The organism is Knoellia sp. LjRoot47 (assembly GCF_964253435.1).
Classification (GTDB): domain Bacteria; phylum Actinomycetota; class Actinomycetes; order Actinomycetales; family Dermatophilaceae; genus Knoellia.
This window is the reverse complement of record NZ_CAXUQS020000001.1, coordinates 973,647-995,777: the sequence shown is the minus strand read 5'-3', so window position 1 is coordinate 995,777 and position 22,131 is coordinate 973,647. Positions and strand designations below refer to the sequence as shown.

The window sequence follows — 22,131 nt, the reverse complement described above, 5'->3', positions numbered from 1 at the left end:
ACCAGCCATGCCACTGACATTCAACGAGATCGACTTCAAGGTCGACCTCCCCGACATCCCGCGCACCAGCCCGGTCGCGACCCACGTCTCGCCCTGCCTCAAGGAGCACGACGAGACCACCAGGGCCATCGCCAAGGTCCTCAACATCGACGTCCGCGGCACCGCCCAGGTCCCCCACGGCTACGCCATCGGCAGCAGCTGCGGCCAGGTCGAGGTCTTCGCCGCGAGCGGCGCGGTCCGGGCGCGCAACACCGAGCGGCTCACGGCATACGAGGATGAGAGCCGTCGCTGGGAGGGCGTCGAGCGCGACGACGACGGCACCTACCGGCTCTCCGACGACGCGAGCAAGCGCCTGAGCCAGCACGGTCTCGAGGTCCGGCACCAGGTCGGCATCCGCGCCGAGTACTCCGGACTCGACGTCACCCTCGGCCAGTGGGCTCGCCTCAACGAGGACGGCAAGGAGGAGGACTCCGGTCCCGGACGTGCCACCCTCCGTCTCGCGTATGCCGTCCAAGGCCTGCCGCCCATCGGTCCCGGCGCGAAGACGAACCTGCACTTCGACCCCGAGGACGACGGCGCCACACCGGCGCTCGCGCGGATGTTCCACGTCAACCGCGGCATCGAGACGACCGGCGAGGTCGCGACCCAGTCGCTCGACGAGGCGTTCTCCGGGCTGCTCCGGCAAAGCTGGTCGGGCAAGGGCATCCGTGACGGCGAGGGCCGGATCACGATCACGGCAGCGACGTTCGGGCTGCTGGCACTGCCGGCCGACGTCGTGCAGACGTTCGCCGCACCGGCGCTCATGGTCGAGGGATCGGTCAGCGGCGTCGAGGTCGGCAAGGACGAGACGGTGACGGTGCGCTTCGGCCAGTACCTCCCGCTCGCACACCCCAAGGCGCTCGCCGAGGCGGGCTACGGCGGCGGTCGGCTCGAGCCGGGTGTCGTGGTGAGGGGACGCTCCAAGGGAGAGTGACGTCTGTCGTCACGGGAGCGCCGTATGCCGTCCGCCCGAGTCGCTGTCAGGGGAGCGACCCGGGCGGACGTGCGGCACCCAGCCCCAACGTGCCGGGGCGTCGGCTCTCAGCCGGTGAAGGCAGCCTCGTACTGCTTCGCGACCGACGGCTTGACCGCACCGGCGACACGGAGCAGGACGGGGCCGTCCATGTAGTGGTACTCCTCGCCCAGCACGCCGTTGGCAGCCTTGAGCGCCTCGAGGATGAACTCCGACCTCTGCTTGGCCTGGGTCGCATCCGCCCAGACCTCCACGGTCGCGCCACACTCGGCGCCCAGCTCGGTGCACTCGGCGCCGGAGTCGTAGAGGGTGGCCGCTGACACGTAGCCGCCGGGTCGCCCGATCTTGTCGTTCGGGTCGTTGTCCTCGGTGATGGTGACGATCTTGGTCACCGACGCCACCCCGGTCTTCACTCGGTTCGCGACGGCGGTGGCGTCCTCAGGGGGCGTCGGGGCCACCGACGGCCCGGGGGAGGCGGTGGCTGGGGCGCTGATCGTTGTGGGTGCCGGCGTCGGGGCGGTGCCCGGTTCCTCCTTGTCGGCGCCACCGCACGCGGTGAGCATCAGGACGGCTGTGGTGAGAAGAATTGTCTCCCGGGAAGTTCGCATGTGAGGAAGTTACACATGCGCGCCCCCACGGACGCCGGTTCACGACCGGACGCGCCCAGCCCTTGGGCGTGTGGTGCTGATGCTCCGACCAATGCAGGTTGTCCGACGACCGGCGTAGCGTCTCGCCATGGACGCCATCGCACCCCAGCCCACCGCTGAGCCCACCGCCGATCGCCCGGTCATCCCCGACGGATACGGCATCCCCACGACCGCCGAGGGCCAGCTGTCGTGGGCAGACGTGGAGCCCCGGCTGGTCGAGTCGCTGCACTACTGGCTCAGCAGCGTCCGGCCCGACGGCACCCCGCACTCCGTGCCCCGCTGGGGAGTCTGGCTCGACGGCAGGTTCTGGTACGACGGAGCGCCGAGCACACGGCATACGCGCAATGTCGAGCTCAACCCCGCGGTCACGCTGACGCTCGAGAGCGGAACCGAGGTCGTCATCGTCGAAGGCGAGTCCATGTCCACCATGGCCGACGCCGACGACCTGGGCCAGCGCCTGTCCGACGCCTTCACCAAGTACAAGGCGAGCGGCTACTCCCCCGGCCCCGACTCGTGGTCCGGCAAGGACGGCGGCGGCCTGCGGGTCATCACGCCGCACCGGGCGATGGCGTGGTTCACCTTCCCGACGGACTGCACGCGCTTCACGTTCTGACGCAAAGACACTCCTCCAGCCGACCCCCTGCGAGACGGCCCACAAACGCGCCCGTATGCCGTCCGCCCACCTCCGCGGGAACCCGCCACCTCCGCGGGCCGTTGAGTCCCTCATGCCTCTCGCGCCGCTGCCCTCACCCTCCGACCAGGCCCGACGACTCGTGGAGCTGGGGGTGCACGACCTCGCCGGCCTCACCGCGGCAGATCTGCGAGAGCGCGCACACGCCTCTGACACAGGCCTGCTCGTCACCCCTGCGCCCTCATCGGCCCTCGCCGCCCTGCTGCGACTCGACGGCAAGGAGGGCTTCGTCGTCGAGGACATGACCGACGTCGACGACTTCCTCCCGATCGCGGAGGCGAACCGACCCGACGGCGCCTACGTCGTCGACGGGCTCGACCGCGGCGACGCCCACCGCAACCGCACTCCGGCCGAGGCGCTCCCCGACATGGTGGCGGCCGGCCGATCGCCGCTGACCCTCGAGGAGGGCCTCCACTGGGCGATCCAGAACCCCGCGATCCTCGAGCGCAACCACTGCTTCATGACGATCGGGTAGCGGCTGCGCAAGCCCAAGGGCGGCTTCGACGCGCGCACCCCTGCCCTGTGGATCAGCAACGGCACCGGCCGTGACGGCCGCGCTCGAGCCGGCGCGCCCAAGCTCGGCTGGTGCTGGTGGGGCAACCGGCACACGTGGCTCGGCATCGCGTCCTGCGCCACCCGCAGCTGACCCGCGCTCGGCGTTCGCCGTTCGGCGCTCGGCGCTCGCCCCCTCAGTGGTGGTGGTGCCCGAACGACGTCTCGAGGGCGTCGAGCGTGGCGGTGCGCTCGCGCACCGCGATCCAGTGCAGCACCGGCGTCGCCACGCGATAGGCGCCGTAGGTCACGAGCCGGGCCGTGTGGTGGACGAGCGTCGTGTGGTCGCCCTTGGCCTCGAGCCGGTATCCGGGCCAGCCCTCGACGGTGACCTTGCCGCGCCGCGTCTTGTCCCACCAGTGGTAGACGAGCAGCGTCGGTGGGTCGAACTCCGAGATCTCCCCCGGCGTCCAGCCGAACAGCTGCTGGTCGAGGTACGTCGTGCCGAGGCCGGGCGGACCGGGCGATGTCTTCTCGGTGTGGTGCAGGATGCTGCCCCGCTGCGGCATCCACGTGTTGTGGCCGTCGATGTCCGCGAGCCGGGCGAAGACGTCCGCCACCGGGGCGTGCACGATGCGCGCCAGCTCGAACTCGACGACACCCATACCCCAGCGTCCTCCCATTCGGCCACGGGCTCAAGAACGCGCGGGTAGCGTTCGAGACAGGGCACCTGAGACCCCCTGGGAGGTGGGCATGAGCGTCGACCCCGAGGGCGCCGGTCGCTCGGAGCCGTACGGCTCCTTCATGTTCACTGTCCGCGGCGGGGGCCGCGAGGTGGCCGGCTTCTCCAGCCTGACCGTCGTCAAGCGCACGACCGCGGTCGTGGTCGGCGACGCCCCGCCGAAGGACGGCCCGGTCTCGGAGGCCATCGCCCTCGAGCACGGCGCGAGCCACGACTCCGACTTCGTCGCCTGGGCCGCGCGCGGTGAGCTCGCGTCGCACATGGACCTCGACATCCACGTGCACGACGAGGCAGGGCGGCTCGTGCTCACCTACCAGCTCACCGGCTGTTGGGTCTCGGAGATGCAGTCGCTGCCCGACCTCGACGGCAACAGCAACGCCGTGACGATCGGCCACCTCCGCCTCGAGAACCAGGGCTGGACCAGTGTCGCCTCCGTGCCCGAGCCCGAGGAGATCACTCTCCCCGACGGCCAGCCGGACCACGGGCTCACCGTGAGCCTGCGCCCGGTGGCCGAGGACTGGCGCGAGGTCGGGGACGTCCGGCCCAAGGACTCGCAGCGCGACTTCGTCCACCCCATGGCCGCGGGCTACCTCCTCATGACCGAGCGCCCCGGGCCGTGGAGCTCGCTCGGCATCTACGAGGGCGACACCGTCGTCGGGCACGCGATGTGGGGCCTCGACGACGACGAGGCGCACTGGATCGGCGGCCTCGTCATCGACCAGGCCTTCCAAGGGCGCGGCCTCGGGCGCGCGGCGATGATCGCCCTCATGGCGTGGCTGGCGGACCAGCCGGGCCACTGGGTCACCCGGCTCACCCACCACCCCGACAACACCGCCGCGGCCCACCTCTACGCCGAGCTCGGCTTCACTCCGACGGGTCAGCTCGACGAGGACGGCGAGATCATCCTCGAGATCCGCCCCTGACCGAGCGAGCGTCCACCGCGGACCTACCGTGAACCCACCGGAGGTGGCGGGGGCTCGAACTCCGGCCCACCGAACCCGATCGTCCACCCGTGCGGCTCCCACGCGTCCGAGAAGGCGACGGGCACGGTCCCGGCCGCTTCGCTGGCAGCGAGCAGGCCGGCATACCACGCGGCGTATGCCGGGTCCTCGCCTCCGAGCGCCCGCTCGCCGAGGCGCTCGGTCACGATCTCGGCGATGTCGTCTCTCGTCGTGTGCGAGCTCGTGACGAGCCCGGCGAACTGAGGGCTGTCGCCCGAGGTCCACGAGAGCGCGTCGGAGCCGGTGAGGACGGTGCGTCCGAGCGGGTCGGCGGGGTCAAGGGACGGGGCGGCGACGATGGTGAGCCGCCAGTAGAGGCCCGACGGTGCCATCCCGGGGATGATGCGTGTGAGCTCCAGGCCCTGCTCGTGCATGACCTGGACCCCGCGCAGCAGCAGCCGGCAGTGGTCGACGACCTCGAGCCGGGTCATGCCCCGTCGGCGGCGAGGAGCTCGCGCACCCGCGGCGCGACCTGCTCGCCGAACAGCCGGATCGAGCTCATCCGCAGGTCGTGCGGAAGGCGGCCGTTGGAGTACTTGAACTGGAACCGCGTCGCACCGAGCGTGCGGCAGGTCGCGACGATCTTCTGCGCCACGGTCTCCGGCGAGCCGCAGTAGGCCGCGCCCTGCGGGCCGACCTGCGCCCGTGCCGCCTCCTCGGTCATCGGCGCCCACCCGCGCTCGCGGCCGAGCTTGCGCATCTGCTCGATGAAGTGCGGGAGGTACTCCTCGACCGCCTGCTCGTCCGTCTCGGCCACGTGCCCGGGCGAGTGCACACCCACGGGGAGCCCGGCGTGCCCGAACTCGGCACAGGCACGGCGATAGAGGTCCGCCAACGGGGCGAACGGGGACGCCGACCCGCCGATGATCGCGATGACGACGGGCATCCCGTACTGCGCCGCGCGCACGACCGATGCCGGCGTCCCGCCCACCCCCACCCAGGTGCGCAGGGCTCCGGACTCGGTCGGCGGCATCACGGGACCAGAGGTCCGCACCGGTGGCCGGGTCGTGCCCGACCACTCGAACGCGTTCTCCTGCAACACTTTCGCCAGCAGGTCGAGCTTCTCCGAGAACAGCACCTCGTAGTCGTCGAGCGAGAGTCCGAACAGCGGGAACGACTCGATGAACGACCCACGCCCGACGCAGATCTCTGCCCGACCACCGGAGAGCGCGTCCACCGTCGAGAACCTCTGGAACACGCGGATCGGGTCATCCGACGACAGCACCGTCACTGACGTCCCGAGCCGGATCGTCGAGGTCGTGGTGGCCAAGCCGGCGAGGAGCGTGTCGGGCGCCGAGATCGCGTAGTCCGGGCGGTGGTGCTCACCCACCCCGAAGAAGTCGAGCCCGAGCGAGTCCGCGAGCTGACCCTCGGCGAGGACCTCGCGGATGACGACGGCGGCCGGAAGCGGCTGCCCGTCGGGTCCCAGCGCGATGTCGCCGAACGTGTCGAGTCCCAGCTCGATCGACGTGGACGAGGCGGTGTCCGTCATGCCTCCCGAGGGTAGTGCTGCGAACGCACCACTGCGGAGGCACCGCAGCGGTTCCGCAGCCGATCCGCAGTGCATCCGCACCGCCACCCGTGAGCATCCATCCCGTCCACGAACCCCGTCGGACCACCACGAAGGGACCATTCATGAAACGCCTCCTCGCCGCCGCGAGCGTCCTCGGAGTCGGCGTCACCCTGGCCGCCGCCACGCCGGCCTCGGCCGCCGACGCCACCATCCCGCTCCGGAGCAGCACCGGCGCCCTCATCGCCAGGGCCACGTGGGACGACAGCCACGACAACCTCTGCGTCATCAGCCTCGTCAAGGGACGCAAGATGACCGCGACGATCACCCTGCTCGACCAGGACTGGGGCCCGAGGTCGGTCTCCGACTCGGGTCTCGACAGCACCCCCAACTGCACCGGCAACCTCGCGATCCCCGAGGACAAGCGCGCCTTCGTCATCGTCGGCGACGTCAACCGCAGCACCGACGGCACGTTCTGGACCTGAGGAGAGTCATGAAGCGCATCATCACGAGCACCGCCATCGCCGGCCTCGCCCTGGCTGCCGCCACCGCCACCGCCGGACCGGCGCAGGCCAACGACAAGGTCCTGCGGATCTACAACGCCGCCGGCACCAAGGTCCTCGCCAAGGCCTGGTACGACGACCTCACCGACAACCTCTGCGTCCGCAGCTACGTCGCGGGCCAGATGGCAGTCGTCAAGATCGGCCCGTCGGGCGGCGGCACCTTCGACCAGGCGCAGGACGCCGGCTTCGGCAAGTCGACGAACTGCACCGGCAACATGTCGGTCGCCGAGGACCGCCTCTTCTGGATGAACCTCAGCTATCCCGGCCGCCCGTCCAAGGACACGACCTTCTACACGTGATCGGGGGACGGATGAACCGCACCACGCTCGCCGGTCTCGGCGCCGTCGCAGCCACGCTCGTCGCGGTCGGCGTCGCCGCACCGGCGCAGGCGGCAGACCGCACCATCAGCCTCACGGGCCCTGCCGGCAACCTGCACTCGACCCTGAGCTGGGACGACTCGGTCGACACGCTGTGCCTGACCCTGAGGTCCACGGCCGCCGGCGCCTATGCCGACGCCGACATGCGCCTCACCGACGGCAGCCACGCGCACCACCTCCGGGTGACGCGCTCGAACCCCCGGGACTGCACCGGCAACCTCGCGATCCCCGAGGACCGCGCGGCGCAGATGCTCCTCACCGGTGGCGCGAACACCTTCCACAAGTCCACCGGCTGGGTGGGCTTCTACACCTGAGGTTCCCTGCCTCGACCCCGCGGCGCGGTCGGACCCGCGCCGTAGGGTCGAGGCATGCCTCTGCGCCCCCTCGCGAACCTCGTCGACTCCGCGCTCGACCGCACCGTCGTGCCGGGCTTCTCCAAGATCGGGTATGCCGTCCGCCGTCGCCTCCCGACGTGGCCGGCCGACCCGGCGCCCGGGTCCCTGGCGGGCAAGCACGTCGTGGTCACGGGTGCGACCTCCGGACTCGGCACCGCCACGGCCCACCAGCTGAGCGCCCTGGGAGCCCACGTCCACCTCGTCGTGCGCAACGCCGACAAGGCCGCCGACGTCGCGCGCGAGCTGCCCGGCCCGTCGACGACCTGGGTCTGCGACCTCGGTGACCTCGACAGCGTGCGCGACTGTGCCGCAACGATGCTCGCCGACGCGCCACCGCTCGACGCCGTCGTCCACAACGCCGGTGCCATGCCCGCCGAGCGCACCGAGTCGCCCCAGGGCCACGAGCTCTCGATGTCGATCCACGTCCTCGGTCCGGTGCTGCTCACCGACCTGCTCCTTCCCAAGCTGGAGGGGCGCGAGGCTCGCGTCGTGCTCGTCACGTCCGGCGGCATGTACGCCCAGGCGCTCCCCGTCGACGACCCGGACTACACGCGCGGCTCCTACGCGCCGCCCACGGCATACGCACGGAGCAAGCGCACCCAGGTCGAGCTCCTCGACATCCTCACGGTCCGCTGGGCCAGGGCGGGCGTCGCGGTCTACGTCATGCACCCCGGCTGGGCCGCGACCCCCGGCGTGACCGAGTCGCTGCCCACGTTCGACAAGGTCATGGGACCCGTCCTGCGCGACGCCGACCAGGGCGCCGACACGACGACCTGGCTCGTCGCCGCGCAGCCGCGGCCGCGCGGTGGCGGTCTCTGGATGGACCGGCGGGAGCGGCCCACGGCGTACTTCGGCCGCAACGCCGCGACGTCCGACGAGCGCCGGCGCATGTGGCAGTGGGTCGCCGACGCGACCGGGCTGAGGTCCTGACGACCGTGGGCCCGGGCACGGTCGACCACGCGACGTGGGAGCAGCACGTCCGCGAGGTCGCGGCGCTGCACCCGGACCTCGCCGCCGAGCTCGACGACCACGGGGTGCCCGAACGCTGGTGGCGGCCGCCGGGGTTCCCCAGCCTCGTGCTGCTCATCCTCGAGCAGCAGGTCTCGCTCGCCTCGGCGGCGGCGGCCTACGGCCGGGTGCGCGACCGCGCCGGCGCCATGACCCCGACCGCGCTGCTCGCGACCACCCCCGAGCAGCTGCGCGAGGACGGCGTCTCGCGCCAGAAGGACCGCTACCTGCGGGCGCTCGCGACCGCGGTGGACACCGGCGAGCTCGACCTCGACGGGTTGGCCGGCCTCCCCGACGACGAGGTGGCCGCGGCGCTCACCGCGCTGCCGGGCATCGGGCGCTGGACCGCCGAGGCCTACCTGCTCGCCTGCCTCGACCGCCCCGACGTCTGGCCCATCGGCGACCGCGCGCTCCAGGTGGCTGTCGGCGAACGGCTGGGTCTCGCGGAGGTGCCGGTGGGCGAGGTGCTCGAGGAGCTCGGCGAGCAGTGGCGCCCGCACCGGTCGACCGCGGCGCGGCTGCTGTGGAACGGCTACCTCGTCCGAAGGGGACGTCGCGAGACCACCGTCGACCTGCGGCCGTAGGCCGGTGGGTCGCTCCGGTCAGTCCTCGGCGACCGCCGCGAACCGCGCCAGCAGGTGGGGCCACTCGCTGAACTTGCTCCGCCGCGCGACGTTGTCGGGGTTCCAGCCGTCGTGGGTGAGCGTGACGAGCGTGCCGTCGTCGACCGGCTCGAAGTCGACGACGAGCTCGGTCGGGTGGTCGCGCGGCAGCGACAGGTGGAACGTCATCGAGAAGCGCTCGCCCGTCGTCCACTCGGTGACCTGCCCGATCGGGTAGTCCTCTCCGTCGTGGTGCAGGACGACCGCGCCTCCCTCGACCTCCTCGACGTCGGCGCCCTCGAACGTCGACGGGTCCGCGGTCAGCCTCGGGTCCCACCAGTCGCCCAGCCGCTCCGTGAACACCTCGAAGGCATGGACCGGATCGGCCTCGACCTGCTGCGTGCAGACGATGGCGCCGTCGACGTCGGACGATGGGGCGTGGTCCCGGGGAAGCACCTTCCCAGTGTGGCCCGAACGGGCCGTCTCGCGCGAGGAGTGACTGCAGGAAAGGGCCGACGCACGTGGGTCGAGGCCACGTGTCGGTGCCCGGTCGTAGGCTGTCGCAAGCGGGTATGCCGTGCGTCGCCGATCGCGTGAGTTCGCCTGCCGCTCAGTCGAATTCGTTGTCCACAGCTGGTTCCGTGTGCTTGACATTCGAACGTGCGTTCGACAGAATGAGGTATGGATCGAGAGGTGACGGACGGCGAGCGCGAGTCCCGCGCCGAGTCCGTCGTGTCGGGCCTCGGGCTCAGCGCTGAACCGGCGTCGGGACCGAGCTGCCGCCCCGCTGCCGTCGAGACCCTCGAGTCCGCCCGGGCGGCGCTGACCGCCGTGCGTGACGTCCTGCCGCAGCTCAGCGGCGCCGAGCTGGCCGAGGTGCTGGGGCTGGCCGACGCGGTCCGATCCGAGGCCGCGGCGACCCAGGTGCTCGTGACGACCGAGGCGGCGCACCGCGGCGAGTTCGTCTCGGCTCGCCGGGGAGCAGGGTCCGCGCACGAGTGGGTGATCGAGCACGCGCCGTCGCTGCGTCAGGCTGGCGCCGGGCAGCTCGCGTCCTTCGCGGTCGAGGTCGCCCACTGCACGCCGGCCGGTCAGTGGTCGACGACGGGGCCGCGCGCGGGTGTGTTCGCCGACCCGGAGCGAGCCGAGGGCGTGGTCTGGGCGCGGGTCCTCACCGGCGAGGTCGGCTTGCCACTGGCCCGCTCGGTGCTCACCGAGATGGCGCGCCTGGCCGACCGGCTCCGCCCTGAGGCGATCCCGACGGTGGCCACGGCGATGCTCGACCACGGCGTGCTGTGCGGCGTCGGCAAGGTCAGGCAGGTGCGCACGCGCCTGCTGGCGGAGTACGGCCTCGACGGTGAGCTCGAGGACCAGCAGCGCCGGCTGCGCAGCGCCGCCCACCTGTCCCAGCCCCAGGTCGCCGAGGGCGACATCACCGAGTACCGCATGGGCCTCACGCCCGAGCAGTCCGCAGCCCTCGAGGCGGCCCTCGGGCCCCTCGCCAAGCCTGTGCCCGACCCGACCACGGGTGTCTTCGACCCGCGGTCCACCGGTCAGCGACGCGCCGAGGCGCTCCTGTCGATCGTCACCGGGCACGCCGCGCGCGACGGCGAGGAGTCCGCTCCGGCGGGGGCGCCGACAGCGCTCCACGTGACGATGGGACTCACCGACCTCGTCCGCCTGCTCGCCCTGTCCGGCAGCACATGGCCCGGCAGCGCTCTGCCCGGCAGCACCCCGTCCGCGGGCTCGGTGCAAGGGTGCGCGTCGACGTCAGCCTTCGGCACGGTGCTGGGCTCCACGGCATCCGGCACGATCCTCAACGCCGGGGACATCCGACGGCTGGCCTGCGACGCCGACATCATCCCGGTGGTGCTCGGCAGTGCCGGTGAGGTGCTCGACGTCGGTCGAGCGGCCCGGCTCTTCACCCGCGGGCAACGGCGAGCACTGACCCACCGCGACGGCGGCTGCACCTGGCCGGGGTGCGACGCGCCGGCGTCGTGGGCTCGTGCCCACCACGTCGTGCACTGGGCCGACGGCGGACGTTCCGACCTGTCCAACGCAGCCCTGCTGTGCCAGCGACACCACACCCACGTCCACGACCAGCGGCTCGTCGCCACGGTCCATCCACCCGACGAGGACGGCAGGTCCGTCACCTGGGAATGCACGCCCGGGAGCTACGACCTGGCCCTGCCCGGGCGGCTCGCGACACTGCGGCGAGAGGCCGAGCGGCGACGAGACGACCGACGGCGTGACACCGAGCGGCGACGCCGCGCCCTCGACGTGGGGAGCCGCGATCCCTGGGATGACATCTGGGTCTTCGACGACGACGCGATCGATGAGCTCGAGGCGATTCATGACGCCGACGTGTGGGGCCCGGGCAGTCTGCACGAGCTGCCGGAGCCTGCCGCAGCATGACGACCCGCCGACCGCTCTCGATGCACGGGGGCGCCGGGAGCGGCCTGCGGGCTCTTTGCTTCCCTTGATGCGGTCCAGACGCGTGGTCCCGGCATCCGAGGGCGCCGGCTGAGCGTCGCCGAGTGCCCCATGCGCCTGACCTCGATTCTTGACACATTCAAGAAAAGAGACAAGGGTGGAGCCATGCCCACCACCCCCCTCGACGACGTCTCGCACGTCGACGACGAGCAGCTGCTCCGGGGTGCCCACCTGCGCGTGACGAAGCCACGACTCGCGGTCCTGCACGCCCTGCGCGAGAGCCCGCACGCCGACACCGGGACGGTGCTCGACGCGGTGCGCGGACGGCATACGACGGTCTCTCATCAGGCCGTCTACGACTGCCTCGCCGCGCTCACGGACGCGGGGCTCGTGCGCCGGCTCCAGCCGACCGGCTCGGTCGCGCGCTACGAGCTGAGCGTCGGCGACAACCACCACCACGCCGTCTGCCGCAGCTGCGGCGCCATCGCCGACGTCGCCTGCGCGACGGGCAAGGCACCGTGCCTGCACGCCTCCGACCCGCACGGCTTCGCCGTCGACGAGGCCGAGGTCATCTACTGGGGCCTCTGCCCGAACTGCCAGCACCCCGAGGCGGCCGCGGACACGACCTCCGACGACACAGACTCCGACAGCACTGCAACAGAAGATGAGAAGGGACGTTCATGACCATCCACGACAACATGCCTGACGACGCCGAAGTCAAGGAGATGAACCAGGAGGCGCCGACCACCCCGGCCGACGTCACCTCCCCCGAGGGCGAGGCCCCCAGCGGCTGCCCCGTCATGCACGGCGCCGCGGCACACCCCACCCAGGGTGACCCGAACCGCGTGTGGTGGCCGAACCGGCTCAACCTCAAGATCCTCGCCAAGAACCAGCCGGCGACCAACCCGCTCGGTGGCGACTTCGACTACGCCGCGGCGTTCGAGACTCTCGACCTCACTGCGGTCAAGACCGACATCGCCGAGGTCCTCACCACCTCGCAGGACTGGTGGCCCGCGGACTTCGGCCACTACGGCCCGTTCATGATCCGCATGGCGTGGCACAGCGCCGGCACCTACCGCGTCCAGGACGGTCGCGGTGGCGGTGGCACCGGTCAGCAGCGCTTCGCGCCGCTCAACTCGTGGCCCGACAACGGCAACCTCGACAAGGCCCGCCGCCTGCTGTGGCCGGTGAAGAAGAAGTACGGCAAGTCGCTCTCTTGGGCCGACCTCATGATCCTCGCCGGCAACGTCTCGCTCGAGACGATGGGCTTCGAGACCTTCGGGTTCGCCGGTGGCCGCGTCGACGCGTGGGAGCCGGACGACGACGTCTACTGGGGCCCCGAGACCGAGTGGCTCGGCGACAAGCGCTACCAGGGTGACCGCAAGCTCGACAACCCGCTCGCCGCCGTCCAGATGGGCCTCATCTACGTCAACCCCGAGGGCCCCAACGCCAACCCGGACCCGCTGCTGTCGGCCATCGATATCCGCGACACGTTCGGCCGCATGGCCATGGACGACGAGGAGACCGTCGCCCTCATCGCCGGTGGCCACACCTTCGGCAAGACCCACGGCGCCGGTGACCCGGGTGCCCACGTCGGCCCGGAGCCCGAGGCCGCCCCCATCGAGTCCAACGGTCTCGGCTGGATCAGCGACTTCAACTCCGGCAAGGGCCCGGACACGATCACCAGTGGTCTCGAGGTCACCTGGACCTACCACCCGACCCGCTGGGACAACGAGTTCTTCCACATCCTCTTCGCCTACGACTGGGAGCTCACGAAGTCCCCGGCCGGTGCGAACCAGTGGAAGCCCAAGAACGGCGCCGGTGACGGCCTCGTCCCCGAGGCGTTCGGTGAGGGCAAGCGCGAGCCGCGGATGCTCACGTCCGACCTCGCCCTGCGCTTCGACCCGATCTACGGTCCGATCTCCAAGCGGTTCCACGACAACCCGCAGGAGTTCGCGGACGCGTTCGCCCGCGCCTGGTTCAAGCTGACCCACCGCGACATGGGTCCGGTCGACCGCTACCTCGGCCCCGAGGTCCCGACCGAGGAGCTCCTCTGGCAGGACCCGATCCCGGCCAACGAGCTCGGCACGTCTGCTGACGACATCGCCGCCGCCAAAGCTGCGATCGCCGACTCGGGTCTCACGGTGAGCCAGCTCGTCAAGACGGCCTGGGCCGCAGCCGCGAGCCACCGCACGAGCGACAAGCGCGGTGGCGCCAACGGTGGCCGCATCCGCCTCGAGCCCCAGCGCTCGTGGGAGGCCAACGACCCGTCGTCGCTGGCTGAGGTCCTGCCCAAGCTCGAGGAGGTCGCGGCGGCGCACAACATCTCGTTCGCGGACGCCGTCGTCCTCGCCGGCAACGTCGGTGTCGAGCAGGCCGCCCGCGCCGCCGGTGTCGAGGTCGAGGTGCCGTTCACCCCGGGCCGCGGCGACGCGACCCAGGAGCAGACCGACGTCGAGTCCTTCGCCTGGCTCGAGCCGTCGGCCGACGGGTTCCGCAACTACGAGAAGCGCGACAACCGCCTCCCGGCGGAGTACTCGCTCGTCGACCGCGCGAACCTCCTCAGCCTCACGGCTCCGGAGATGACGGTCCTCGTCGGCGGCCTGCGCGCCCTTGGCGCCAACGCCGGCGGCTCGACGCACGGCGTCCTCACCGAGCGGGTCGGCACCCTGACGAACGACTTCTTCGTCAACCTGCTCGACCTCGGCACGACGTGGACGCCGGCCGATGACGACACCTACAGGGGTCGCGGTGCGGCCGGCCAGGAGTGGACGGGCACGCGCGCCGACCTCGTCTTCGGCTCCAACTCCGAGCTGCGCGCCGTCGCCGAGGCCTACGCCTCCGACGACGCCGGCGAGAAGTTCGTCCACGACTTCGTCGCCGCGTGGGCCAAGGTCATGGACCTCGACCGCTACGACGTCAAGAAGTAGCCACCAGCGCCGACTGATTGCCCCATCGGGACCCGACCGCGGACGCGAGCGTCCGTCGGAACGGTCCCGATGGGGCAATCAGTCGTTTGGGGGGCGGGTGCGTTCCCGTCCAGCCGTTGCCGGACCGCCCCCCTCGGAGCAGACTGGTGGCGAGGTGAGCGAGATGGCCACAGCCCTCGGACTGGTCGCGATGGCGCTGCTCGGTGCCCTCCTCCCCGTCGTCGTGGCCCGCCGCGACCGGCGCCCGCCGGAGCCACTCGCCCCCGTCCTGCTCGGGCTCGAGCTGGCGCGCCTGGCCGAGCACCTGCGTCAGGTCGAAGAGGGCAACCAGCCCAACAAGGCCGAGCGGCTGGCCGCCAGCACCCTGGCCTACGACCTCGCGCTGCGCGACTACTGCCGCAGCGTCGACCTGCCCGTCCCCGACGGGCTCGGGCTGTCGCGCAGCCAGCGGTTTGAGCTCGAGTCCGCACTCCTCGTCCACGGCCACGACTGGTAGGCCCACCGCCACTGATTGCCCCATCGGGCCCCACCGCGGGCGGCGCACGTGGGCCGGAAGACGCGCGATGGGGCAATAAGTGGCGAGAGAGGCTTCCTGACCTGCGACGATGGCGCGCATGACCCGACTGCGCACCGTCTCCCCGCAGGACCGCGGCTGGACCCGGCGCCGCGCCGGCAAGGGCTTCACCTACCTGGACCACGAGGGCAAGCGGCTCCCGCAGCCCGAGGTCGAGCGGATCCGCTCGCTCGCCATCCCGCCCGCGTGGGAGGACGTGTGGATCTGCTCCGTCGCCAACGGCCACATCCAGGCCGTCGGCACCGACGACGCGGGCCGGCGCCAGTACCTCTACCACCCCGACTGGCGGGTCAAGCGCGACGAGCTCAAGTTCGACCGCATCCTCGAGGCCGCCGAGCAGCTCCCGGCCGCCCGCCGTCGCGTCACCCGTGACCTCCACCGCGACGGTATGCCGTTGGAGCGCGCCGCCGCTGTCGCCGTGCGCCTGCTCGACCTCGGCTACTTCCGGATCGGCAACGACGTCTACACCGACGCCAACGGCTCGTTCGGCCTCACCACGCTCGAGCGCCAGCACGTCCGCAAGGTCGGCGAGGGCCTCGTCTTCGCCTTCGACGGCAAGAGCGGTGTCTCGCAGAAGGTGACGATCCGCGACGAGGACGTCGCCAGGGCCATCGGCGAGATGCGCAAGCGCCGCTCGAAGTCCAAGCGAGTCCTCGCCTACCGCACCGACTCGGGGTGGCGCGACCTTGAGGCGCCCGACGTCAACGCCTACCTCCACGACATCTTCGACGCCGAGGTCACCGCCAAGGACTTCCGCACCTGGCACGCCACCGTCCACGCGGCCGTGGGCCTGGCTTCCTCGCCTGAGCCCGGTGACACCCAGGCCTCGCGCAAGCGCGCGGTCAAGGAGGCCGTCGAGCAGGTCTCGGACTACCTCGGCAACACCCCCACCATCGCCAAGAACTCCTACGTCGACCCCCGGGTCATCGACCGCTACGACAACGGCGAGACGATCACCGTCCCGAAGGCCTCCGGTCGCAACCCGATGCGCCGGCAGGAAGCGATCGAGAAGGAGGTCCGCACCCTCCTGTCCTGATCTGCCGAACCGGTGCCGACCACCCCGGCACAGGAATAGCCTCCGAGGATGACGAACCCCTCGGTTGACCGGCGCAGCGTCCTCAAGGGCGTGGCCGTCGCGAGTGCAGCTCTTGCACTTCCTCGAGCCTTCGACCCGGCGGCAGCAGCCGCACCCGCCTCAAAAGGCATCTTCGGTTACGGCGTCGCCAGCGGTGACCCGACGGCGGACGCCGTCATCATCTGGACGCGTGCCACCCCGCCGCAGCGGCACAAGGACGACCCGGTCGCGACCCCCGGCAGCGGTCTCGGTGCCTCGATCCCGGTGCGCTGGCAGGTCGCCCGCGACCCCCGCTTCACCCGGGTCGTCGCCCACGGCATGGTCCACACGAGTGCCGACAGCGACCACACGGTCAAGGTCGACGTCACCGGCCTCGACCCCTACACGCGCTACTACTACCGCTTCCAGAGCCTCGGCGAGTTCTCCGAGACGGGCCGCACCCAGACCGCCGGCGACATCCCCGGCGAGACCCACGCCCTTCGTCTCGCGCTCGTGAGCTGCAGCAACTACACGGGTGGGTACTTCACGGCATACCGAGCGCTCGCGCAGCGCGACGACCTCGACTTCGTGCTCCACGTCGGTGACTACATCTACGAGTACGGCAACGGCGCCGACCGCTACGGCCCGGCGTCGCTCGCCGGCGTCCGTGACAGCCAGCCCCCGACCGAGACGATCGACCTCACCGGCTACCGGCTGCGGCACGCGCTGCACAAGGCCGACCCGGACTGCCGCGCGGCGCACCGGCAGCACCCGTGGATCACGATCTTCGACGACCACGAGGTCGCCAACAACGCGTGGGCGGCGGGTGCCGGCAACCACCAGGGCAGCGAGGGCGACTACGTCGCGCGCCGCGAGCAGGCGATGCAGGCCTACCTCGAGTGGATGCCGTTCCGCCTGCCCGACCAGTCGCAGTCGACTCCGCACCGGGGCACCCGCTTCTTCCGGCGCTTCACCTTCGGTGACCTCGGCGACCTCTCGATGGTCGAGACCCGCCAGAACCGCAGCCTCCAGGTCACCGTGCCCGGCGTGCCGTTCGACGGCTTCGTCCCGGTCGGCCTCAACCCGGCCATCGACGGCGCCCTCGCCCACCCCGGCCGGCACCTGCCCGAACCCGAGCAGCTCGCCTGGATCAAGGACGGCCTCACGACGAAGCGGCGCTGGCACTTCCTGGGCAACCAGGTCATGGTCTCGCCCGTCCTCTATCCCGGCGCGGCCCTCGGCGCCCCCGGCTTCACCTTCGTCAACGCCGACCAGTGGGACGGCTACACCGCCGACCGCACCACCCTCCTCACCCACGCGGCAGCCCAGCCCAGCGCCGACACGGGCGACGTCGTCGTGCTCACCGGCGACATCCACGCGTCCTTCGTCTGCGACCTGCCGGTGACGTCGGCGCCGGGCAACCCGGCCTACACGTCCGCCGGCGTCGAGTTCGTCTGCCCGAGCGTGACGAGCGACGGCTTCGTCGAGGTTCTCGCCGGCACTCCGCAGCTCGCCGGCCAACCACCCGAGGTCGTGGTCGGCGCCACCCGTCAGGCCATCGGCGCCGCGCAGCAGCTCAACCCGTGGCTGCGCTACATCGACGGCATCAGTCACGGCTTCGTCGTCCTCGACGTCACGCCCGAGCGGGTGCAGGCGGACTACCACCACACGCCGGTCCCGACGAGCGCCCGCCCGGACCCACGCACCGTGCCGACGGTCGTGCCGACCTATGCCCGCAGCTTCCAGACTCTCGCGGGCAGCCGTCGGGCCACGCCCGCGAGCGGTCCGGTCGGTCCGCGCTCGGACCGCCCCCGGGGCGACTAGGTCAGCGCGAGGACGAGGCTGGCGGCGGCCCAGCTCGCTGCCGCCAGCACCGCGGCGAACGTCGCGACCCACACAGGCGCTGGTATGCCGGTGAGCTTCGCGAGCACGGCCGCGTCACTTCCCGGGTCGCGGCGTCCACCGACGAGGGCGCCGAGGTGACGCCAGGCCCCGACGAGCAGCACGAACCCCGTGGAGACGACGGCGAGGACCTGGACCTCATCGTTGCGCCACCACCACAGCGAGCCGACGGCCCCACCGGACGCGAGCACGGTGAGCAGCGTCCCGGCCGAGCGCACGAAGACGAGCACGACCACGAAGGTGAGGAGGAGGCCGAAGAGGAGGGCGCCGGCATACCCTCGCGTCGCGGCCCACAGCATGAGGAGGCCGACGAGCGCAGGCATCGGGTAGCCCGCCCAGGTCGTGGCGATCCGGCCGAAGCCGCGCGCCGGCCCCACGGTCACGGCATGGCCGGACATGTCACCGCGGACGACGAAGCCGGTGAAGCGGCGGCCCGAGAGCACGCCGACGATCGCGTGCCCGAGCTCGTGGACGAGGGTGATGACGATGCGCAGCCGCAGCCAGACCGTCGGGACGATGACGACGACGAGGGCGGCGAGCCCCGCCGTGACGACCCCGCTCAGCGGGACGGCGGTGGTCGCGGCCGCGAGGCGCGTGCTGAGCTCGGTGCCGACGTCCATGGGCGCAGAACGTAGCGCCCGCGCCTGTGCCGTGGCCGGTCGGTGCCGTGTGTGCGGCGGCCGGCCGGCCACGAGAGGTCAGCCCGAGTAGGCCGTCACGCCCACCTTGAGGGCGATCTCGTGCTGGCCCGGGCCCAAGATCGTGCCCTCGACGCGGGCGCGGGTCCGGCGGTCCATCGTCGCCGTCGGCGAGGAGGTGAAGTCGTTGCCGTAGCGCCCGACGCGCGTGCCGTGCTTGACGCCGTCGGGCGTCTGGATGCTCACCTTGGTCTCCCAGGCGGTGGCCGAACCGAGGTGGACGTGGGCCCAGTTGCGCAGGTTGCCGTTGCACCAGCCCCAGTACTGCGTCAGGGTGCCGACGCGGTCGTCCCAGACGGTGTAGATGCCGGTGCTGTTGACGAAGTGCGGCGTCCCGCAGCCGCTGGGCGAGGTGTTGGCGCTCGCGGGGCCGACCCCGACGAGGGTCGTCGCCAGGGCTGCGGTCGCGACGGCCGCGATGCGGACCTTCTGCTTGGTGGTCATGTCGTTCCTTCCGGGTCAGGTGGCGGACGTGCCCGCGGGGGCGGTGATGAGCTGCCAGGAGTCGTAGGCCGAGTCGTAGCGCCACTCGTCCCAGCGCACGGTGTTGCGGGTGCCGTTCGGCTTGTACTCGCGCAGGTCGTAGGCGCAGCGCTTCCACGTCCCGCTGCCGCCGGCGTTGCGGCACGAGCCGGACTCCTCACCGGTCGCGGTGCGCCAGCGGACGACGGCGGAGTTGCCGTCGGCATCGCCGTCGTAGACCCAGAAGTTGTCGAACTGGCGGTCGTAGCAGCTGTAGACGGGGTTCCAGCCACCGGCGTTCCACGTCGCGCAGGTGAGCTGCGCGGCCGGGTCGGCCGGTGGTCGGGGTGCCGCGTGGGCCGGCGTGGGGCCGACCAGGAGGAACCCGGTCGTCGCCACGGCCAGGGTCAGGATCTTCTTCATGACGCTCCCCTTCGTTGGTGGTTGGGGGAGCATGGCGAGCACGGCTGCGCATCCACTGCGAAAGCGCTGCGGACGAACCACCGTGGCCCGGGCACGCCGAACCTAGGTCGTCGCCCCGGTGAGCCGCGTGTGCGGGTAGGCCTCGTCGCGGGACTGGAACGCGAGGATCGCCGGGTTGCGGATCCCGCCGTCCTGGATCTCGATGGCCCGCCCGATCGTCGGCTCGGTGGCCCAGGCCGCGGGACCGGAGAGGACCGTGCGCAGGTGCGGGAGCAGCGCCTCGCTGTTGACCCAGGTGGCCGACTCCCACAGGTAGGAGGGGGTGTGGTCGACGGCGTAGTAGGTGACGTTGCCGCCGACGACGAACGTCGGGTCCTCGAAGGACGTCGGGCGGGCCCAGCTGAAGCCCATGCCCTCGTCGCACGACACGTCGACGATGAGGCTGCCCGGCCGGAAGCGGGCGACGTCCTCCTCGACGAGGAACGTCCACGGCGCCGCCGTGTCCTGCAGGACACAGTTGACGACGATGTCGTTGTCGGCCAGGTAGGGCGCGAGCGGCACGCGACCCTCCGTCGTCACGGCACAGGTCTGCGACGGGTCCTCGTCGTCGTGGTCGAGGTGCACGATCTGGACCGAGTGGATCGGAGACGCCACCGCGGCGACCTTGCGGTTGGTGAGGACACGGACGTCGGAGATGCCCAGCGCGCTCAGCCCGGTCACGGCGCCCCGGGCCGTCGCGCCGAATCCGATGACGACCGCGCGCAGCCTGCGCCCGTAGGTGCCGGTCGTCCCGGCGAGCGAGAGCGCGTGCAGCACGGAGCTGTAGCCCGCGAGCTCGTTGTTGAGGTGGAAGACGTGGAGGAGGAAGCTGCCGTCACGGGCCCAGTGGTTCATCGCCTCGAAGGCGATGAGGGTGAGGCGTCGGTCGATGGCCTCCTGGGTCAGCGCCGTGTCCTGGACGCAGTGCGGCCACCCCCACACGACCTGGCCCTCGCGCATCTCGGCGAGATCCTCGGCCTGCACCTTGGGCAGGAGGATGACGTCGCACTCGGCGATGAGCTCGGCCCGGGTCCGGACGCCGCCGAGGGCGGCGGCGAGGGTGTCGTCCGAGACGCCGAACCGCTGCCCGTAGCCCTCCTCGACGAAGATCCGGGCGCGCAGGTCGGGATCGATCCGGTCGACGTGCTCCGGGTGGATCGGGAGCCGGTGCTCGTTCTCCTTGCGCGAGTGTGCGAGGACGCCGAGGGACAGCAGGGTGTCGGTGATCGGGTCCGCCTCAGCGCTTCTTGCCATGGAGCGTCGTCTCGATCCCGGTGGCCTCGTCGGCCTTGGCCCGCTTGTCGGCGCGCTTCTCCTTGATCGACTTGCTGGACTTCTTGGAGAGCGTGTGGCGTGGTGACTTGTCGGACATGAGGAGTCCCTCGATGGTGAGACCCGAAGGGTCTGTGTGCTCCGACAGTACGCCCAGGACCCGCGCGTCCGGCTCAGCCGCGAGGCTCGGTCCGGCCGATGTGCGCGGTCAGCGCGGTGCGCAGCCTCGCCGGCCGGCGCGAGCGCAGGTGGTCGACGAGCTCGGTGTGCTCGATCGTGAGCCCGTGCATGTGCGCGACGGTCGTCGCCTCACCGAGGCGGGCGAGCCGGACGAAGGCGCCGAGCTGCTCGAGCATCCGCGACAGCGTCGGCATCCGTGCGGCCCCCGCCAGGGCGAGGTGGAACTCCTCGTCGAGCCGCAGGTAGGTCTCTGCGTCACCAGCGGCCGCGGCCCGTCCCTGCTTGAGGAGCAGGAGCTCGAGCCGGTCGAGGTCGTCGTCGTCGCGCCGCTCGCACGCCGCCGCCGACGCGGCTCCCTCGAGGGCCACGCGCAGGGCCGTCACCTCGCTGCGGTGCTCGGGCGAGACGTCGACGACGAGCAGCTGGCGACGCGGGCCGACCTCGAGGAGCCCGTCGGCCTGCAGCGCGCGCAGCGCCTCCCGCACCGGGGTACGCGACACGTCGTGCTGCCGCGCGAGCGCCACCTCGTCGAGCGGCGTCCCCGGCGCGAGGGCGCCCGACAGGATGTCGTCGAGGACGGCCTGCCGGACGCGGCCGGCCTTCGTCGACGCGGCAGCGGAGGTCACGGGCGCAGACCCTACTTCGCGAAGATCTGCGACTCGTCGGCGAACGCCTTGAACTCCATCGCGTTGCCCGCCGGGTCGAGGAAGAACATCGTCCACTGCTCGCCGGGCTGGCCCTCGAACCTCAGGTAGGGCTCGATGACGAACGTCGCTCCAGCGTCCTTCATCTGTGAGGAGAGGTCGTGGAAGTCCTCGATCGCGAGCACGGCGCCGAAGTGCGGCACCGGCACCTCGTGCGAGTCGACGTGGTTGTGGCCGGCGGGGCCGGGGTGGACCGCGACCTCGTGGGTGACGACCTGGTGGCCGTAGAAGTTCCAGTCGATCCACTGCTCGGCGGACCGGCCCTCGGACAGGCCGAGCACGCCGCCGTAGAACTCGCGCGCTGCGGCGATGTCGTCGACGGGGATGGCGAGGTGGAAACAGGGGCGAGCGGTCACGGCATACTCCTCGATCGTTGTGTGCAACTGGATCAAATGTATACATCAACCCGCAGCGCGCACA

26 protein-coding genes and 1 pseudogene are annotated in these 22,131 nt (G+C 71.5%); 15 read left to right on the top strand and 12 right to left on the bottom strand.

Annotated elements, in window-relative coordinates; translation table 11 throughout:
- The first annotated feature begins 7 nt into the window (after positions 1–7).
- Entirely contained in the window at positions 8–973 is a 966-nt protein-coding gene (locus ACSQ11_RS04990) for a hypothetical protein (RefSeq protein ID WP_436003645.1), read from the top strand.
- A gap of 107 nt (positions 974–1,080) precedes the next feature.
- On the opposite strand, the gene ACSQ11_RS04985 is transcribed toward ACSQ11_RS04990, so the two are convergent.
- Complete coding sequence (locus tag ACSQ11_RS04985) at positions 1,081–1,620, bottom strand: hypothetical protein (protein ID WP_436003643.1); 540 nt, start codon at positions 1,618–1,620, stop codon at positions 1,081–1,083.
- A 127-nt stretch (positions 1,621–1,747) separates the two neighbouring features.
- On the opposite strand from ACSQ11_RS04985, the gene ACSQ11_RS04980 reads away from it, so the two are divergent.
- Positions 1,748–2,272: a pyridoxamine 5'-phosphate oxidase family protein gene (locus tag ACSQ11_RS04980; protein ID WP_436003641.1), complete on the top strand. Its 525-nt coding sequence runs from the start codon at positions 1,748–1,750 to the stop codon at positions 2,270–2,272.
- 55 nt (positions 2,273–2,327) lie between these two features.
- A pseudogene (locus ACSQ11_RS04975) lies at positions 2,328–2,996 on the top strand (DUF5701 family protein).
- Positions 2,997–3,039: 43 nt separating this feature from the next.
- Here the strand turns inward: ACSQ11_RS04975 and ACSQ11_RS04970 are convergent.
- Positions 3,040–3,507 (bottom strand): hypothetical protein, encoded by a 468-nt coding sequence (locus ACSQ11_RS04970; protein ID WP_436003639.1) that lies wholly within the window; start codon positions 3,505–3,507, stop codon positions 3,040–3,042.
- 88 nt (positions 3,508–3,595) lie between these two features.
- Between ACSQ11_RS04970 and ACSQ11_RS04965 the strand changes: the two genes are divergently transcribed.
- Positions 3,596–4,507, top strand: a complete 912-nt coding sequence (locus ACSQ11_RS04965; RefSeq protein WP_436003637.1) for a GNAT family N-acetyltransferase — start codon at positions 3,596–3,598, stop codon at positions 4,505–4,507.
- A gap of 23 nt (positions 4,508–4,530) precedes the next feature.
- Here the strand turns inward: ACSQ11_RS04965 and ACSQ11_RS04960 are convergent, their stop codons facing one another.
- Together ACSQ11_RS04960 and ACSQ11_RS04955 are read right to left on the bottom strand one after the other, a co-directional pair.
- Positions 4,531–5,016, bottom strand: a complete 486-nt coding sequence (locus ACSQ11_RS04960) for a hypothetical protein (protein ID WP_436003635.1) — start codon at positions 5,014–5,016, stop codon at positions 4,531–4,533.
- The gene (locus ACSQ11_RS04955) at positions 5,013–6,077 is read right to left on the bottom strand and encodes an LLM class flavin-dependent oxidoreductase (protein ID WP_436003633.1); all 1,065 of its coding nucleotides are present in this window, start codon (positions 6,075–6,077) and stop codon (positions 5,013–5,015) included. Before ACSQ11_RS04955 ends, ACSQ11_RS04960 begins: the two co-directional genes overlap by 4 nt.
- A 143-nt stretch (positions 6,078–6,220) precedes the next feature.
- Between ACSQ11_RS04955 and ACSQ11_RS04950 the strand changes: the two genes are divergently transcribed.
- Genes ACSQ11_RS04950 through ACSQ11_RS04930 form a run of 5 tightly spaced genes read left to right on the top strand, consistent with a single transcriptional unit; the run spans position 6,221 to position 9,022 of the window.
- Positions 6,221–6,580 carry a hypothetical protein gene (locus tag ACSQ11_RS04950; RefSeq protein ID WP_436003631.1) on the top strand — a complete coding sequence of 120 codons (360 nt, stop codon included), beginning with the start codon at positions 6,221–6,223 and terminating at the stop codon, positions 6,578–6,580.
- A gap of 8 nt (positions 6,581–6,588) precedes the next feature.
- Positions 6,589–6,957, top strand: a complete 369-nt coding sequence (locus ACSQ11_RS04945) for a hypothetical protein (protein WP_436003629.1) — start codon at positions 6,589–6,591, stop codon at positions 6,955–6,957.
- A gap of 11 nt (positions 6,958–6,968) precedes the next feature.
- Complete coding sequence (locus ACSQ11_RS04940; RefSeq protein WP_436003627.1) at positions 6,969–7,349, top strand: hypothetical protein; 381 nt, start codon at positions 6,969–6,971, stop codon at positions 7,347–7,349.
- 54 nt (positions 7,350–7,403) lie between these two features.
- Entirely contained in the window at positions 7,404–8,360 is a 957-nt protein-coding gene (locus ACSQ11_RS04935; protein ID WP_436003625.1) for an SDR family NAD(P)-dependent oxidoreductase, read from the top strand.
- 5 nt (positions 8,361–8,365) lie between these two features.
- Entirely contained in the window at positions 8,366–9,022 is a 657-nt protein-coding gene (locus tag ACSQ11_RS04930; protein ID WP_436003623.1) for a DNA-3-methyladenine glycosylase family protein, read from the top strand.
- 18 nt (positions 9,023–9,040) lie between these two features.
- Here ACSQ11_RS04930 and ACSQ11_RS04925 read toward each other — a convergent pair whose 3' ends face one another.
- The gene (locus tag ACSQ11_RS04925) at positions 9,041–9,496 is read right to left on the bottom strand and encodes an SRPBCC domain-containing protein (RefSeq protein ID WP_436003621.1); all 456 of its coding nucleotides are present in this window, start codon (positions 9,494–9,496) and stop codon (positions 9,041–9,043) included.
- Positions 9,497–9,721: 225 nt separating this feature from the next.
- Here ACSQ11_RS04925 and ACSQ11_RS04920 point away from each other — a divergent pair, with 225 nt between their 5' ends.
- From ACSQ11_RS04920 to ACSQ11_RS04895, 6 genes are all read left to right on the top strand, one after another.
- Positions 9,722–11,455, top strand: a complete 1,734-nt coding sequence (locus ACSQ11_RS04920) for a DUF222 domain-containing protein (RefSeq protein WP_436003619.1) — start codon at positions 9,722–9,724, stop codon at positions 11,453–11,455.
- 183 nt (positions 11,456–11,638) lie between these two features.
- Positions 11,639–12,157, top strand: a complete 519-nt coding sequence (locus ACSQ11_RS04915) for a Fur family transcriptional regulator (RefSeq protein ID WP_436003617.1) — start codon at positions 11,639–11,641, stop codon at positions 12,155–12,157.
- Complete coding sequence (katG, locus tag ACSQ11_RS04910) at positions 12,154–14,403, top strand: catalase/peroxidase HPI (protein WP_436003615.1); 2,250 nt, start codon at positions 12,154–12,156, stop codon at positions 14,401–14,403. Before ACSQ11_RS04915 ends, katG begins: the two co-directional genes overlap by 4 nt.
- Positions 14,404–14,566: 163 nt before the next feature.
- Positions 14,567–14,899, top strand: a complete 333-nt coding sequence (locus ACSQ11_RS04905) for a hypothetical protein (RefSeq protein ID WP_436003613.1) — start codon at positions 14,567–14,569, stop codon at positions 14,897–14,899.
- A 118-nt stretch (positions 14,900–15,017) separates the two neighbouring features.
- Positions 15,018–16,013 (top strand): DNA topoisomerase IB, encoded by a 996-nt coding sequence (locus ACSQ11_RS04900; protein ID WP_436003611.1) that lies wholly within the window; start codon positions 15,018–15,020, stop codon positions 16,011–16,013.
- Between the two features lie 48 nt (positions 16,014–16,061).
- Positions 16,062–17,855 (top strand): alkaline phosphatase D family protein, encoded by a 1,794-nt coding sequence (locus tag ACSQ11_RS04895; RefSeq protein ID WP_436003609.1) that lies wholly within the window; start codon positions 16,062–16,064, stop codon positions 17,853–17,855.
- Here ACSQ11_RS04895 and ACSQ11_RS04890 read toward each other — a convergent pair.
- The 7 genes from ACSQ11_RS04890 to ACSQ11_RS04860 all read right to left on the bottom strand — a co-directional run bounded on the left by ACSQ11_RS04890 (position 17,852) and on the right by ACSQ11_RS04860 (position 22,067).
- The gene (locus ACSQ11_RS04890) at positions 17,852–18,553 is read right to left on the bottom strand and encodes a M50 family metallopeptidase (RefSeq protein WP_436003607.1); all 702 of its coding nucleotides are present in this window, start codon (positions 18,551–18,553) and stop codon (positions 17,852–17,854) included. The genes ACSQ11_RS04895 and ACSQ11_RS04890 overlap by 4 nt on opposite strands.
- A 78-nt stretch (positions 18,554–18,631) precedes the next feature.
- Complete coding sequence (locus ACSQ11_RS04885) at positions 18,632–19,075, bottom strand: hypothetical protein (protein ID WP_436003605.1); 444 nt, start codon at positions 19,073–19,075, stop codon at positions 18,632–18,634.
- A 15-nt stretch (positions 19,076–19,090) separates the two neighbouring features.
- Entirely contained in the window at positions 19,091–19,516 is a 426-nt protein-coding gene (locus tag ACSQ11_RS04880) for a hypothetical protein (RefSeq protein ID WP_436003603.1), read from the bottom strand.
- 102 nt (positions 19,517–19,618) lie between these two features.
- Positions 19,619–20,809 (bottom strand): N(5)-(carboxyethyl)ornithine synthase, encoded by a 1,191-nt coding sequence (locus tag ACSQ11_RS04875; RefSeq protein ID WP_436003601.1) that lies wholly within the window; start codon positions 20,807–20,809, stop codon positions 19,619–19,621.
- Complete coding sequence (locus ACSQ11_RS04870) at positions 20,793–20,927, bottom strand: hypothetical protein (RefSeq protein WP_436003599.1); 135 nt, start codon at positions 20,925–20,927, stop codon at positions 20,793–20,795. The genes ACSQ11_RS04875 and ACSQ11_RS04870 overlap by 17 nt, the downstream gene beginning before the upstream one ends.
- 73 nt (positions 20,928–21,000) lie before the next feature.
- Positions 21,001–21,633, bottom strand: a complete 633-nt coding sequence (locus ACSQ11_RS04865; protein WP_436003597.1) for a GntR family transcriptional regulator — start codon at positions 21,631–21,633, stop codon at positions 21,001–21,003.
- A gap of 11 nt (positions 21,634–21,644) precedes the next feature.
- A complete protein-coding gene (locus ACSQ11_RS04860; protein WP_436003595.1) occupies positions 21,645–22,067 on the bottom strand; it encodes a VOC family protein in 423 nt (140 codons plus the stop codon).
- Between the last annotated feature and the right edge of the window lie 64 nt (positions 22,068–22,131).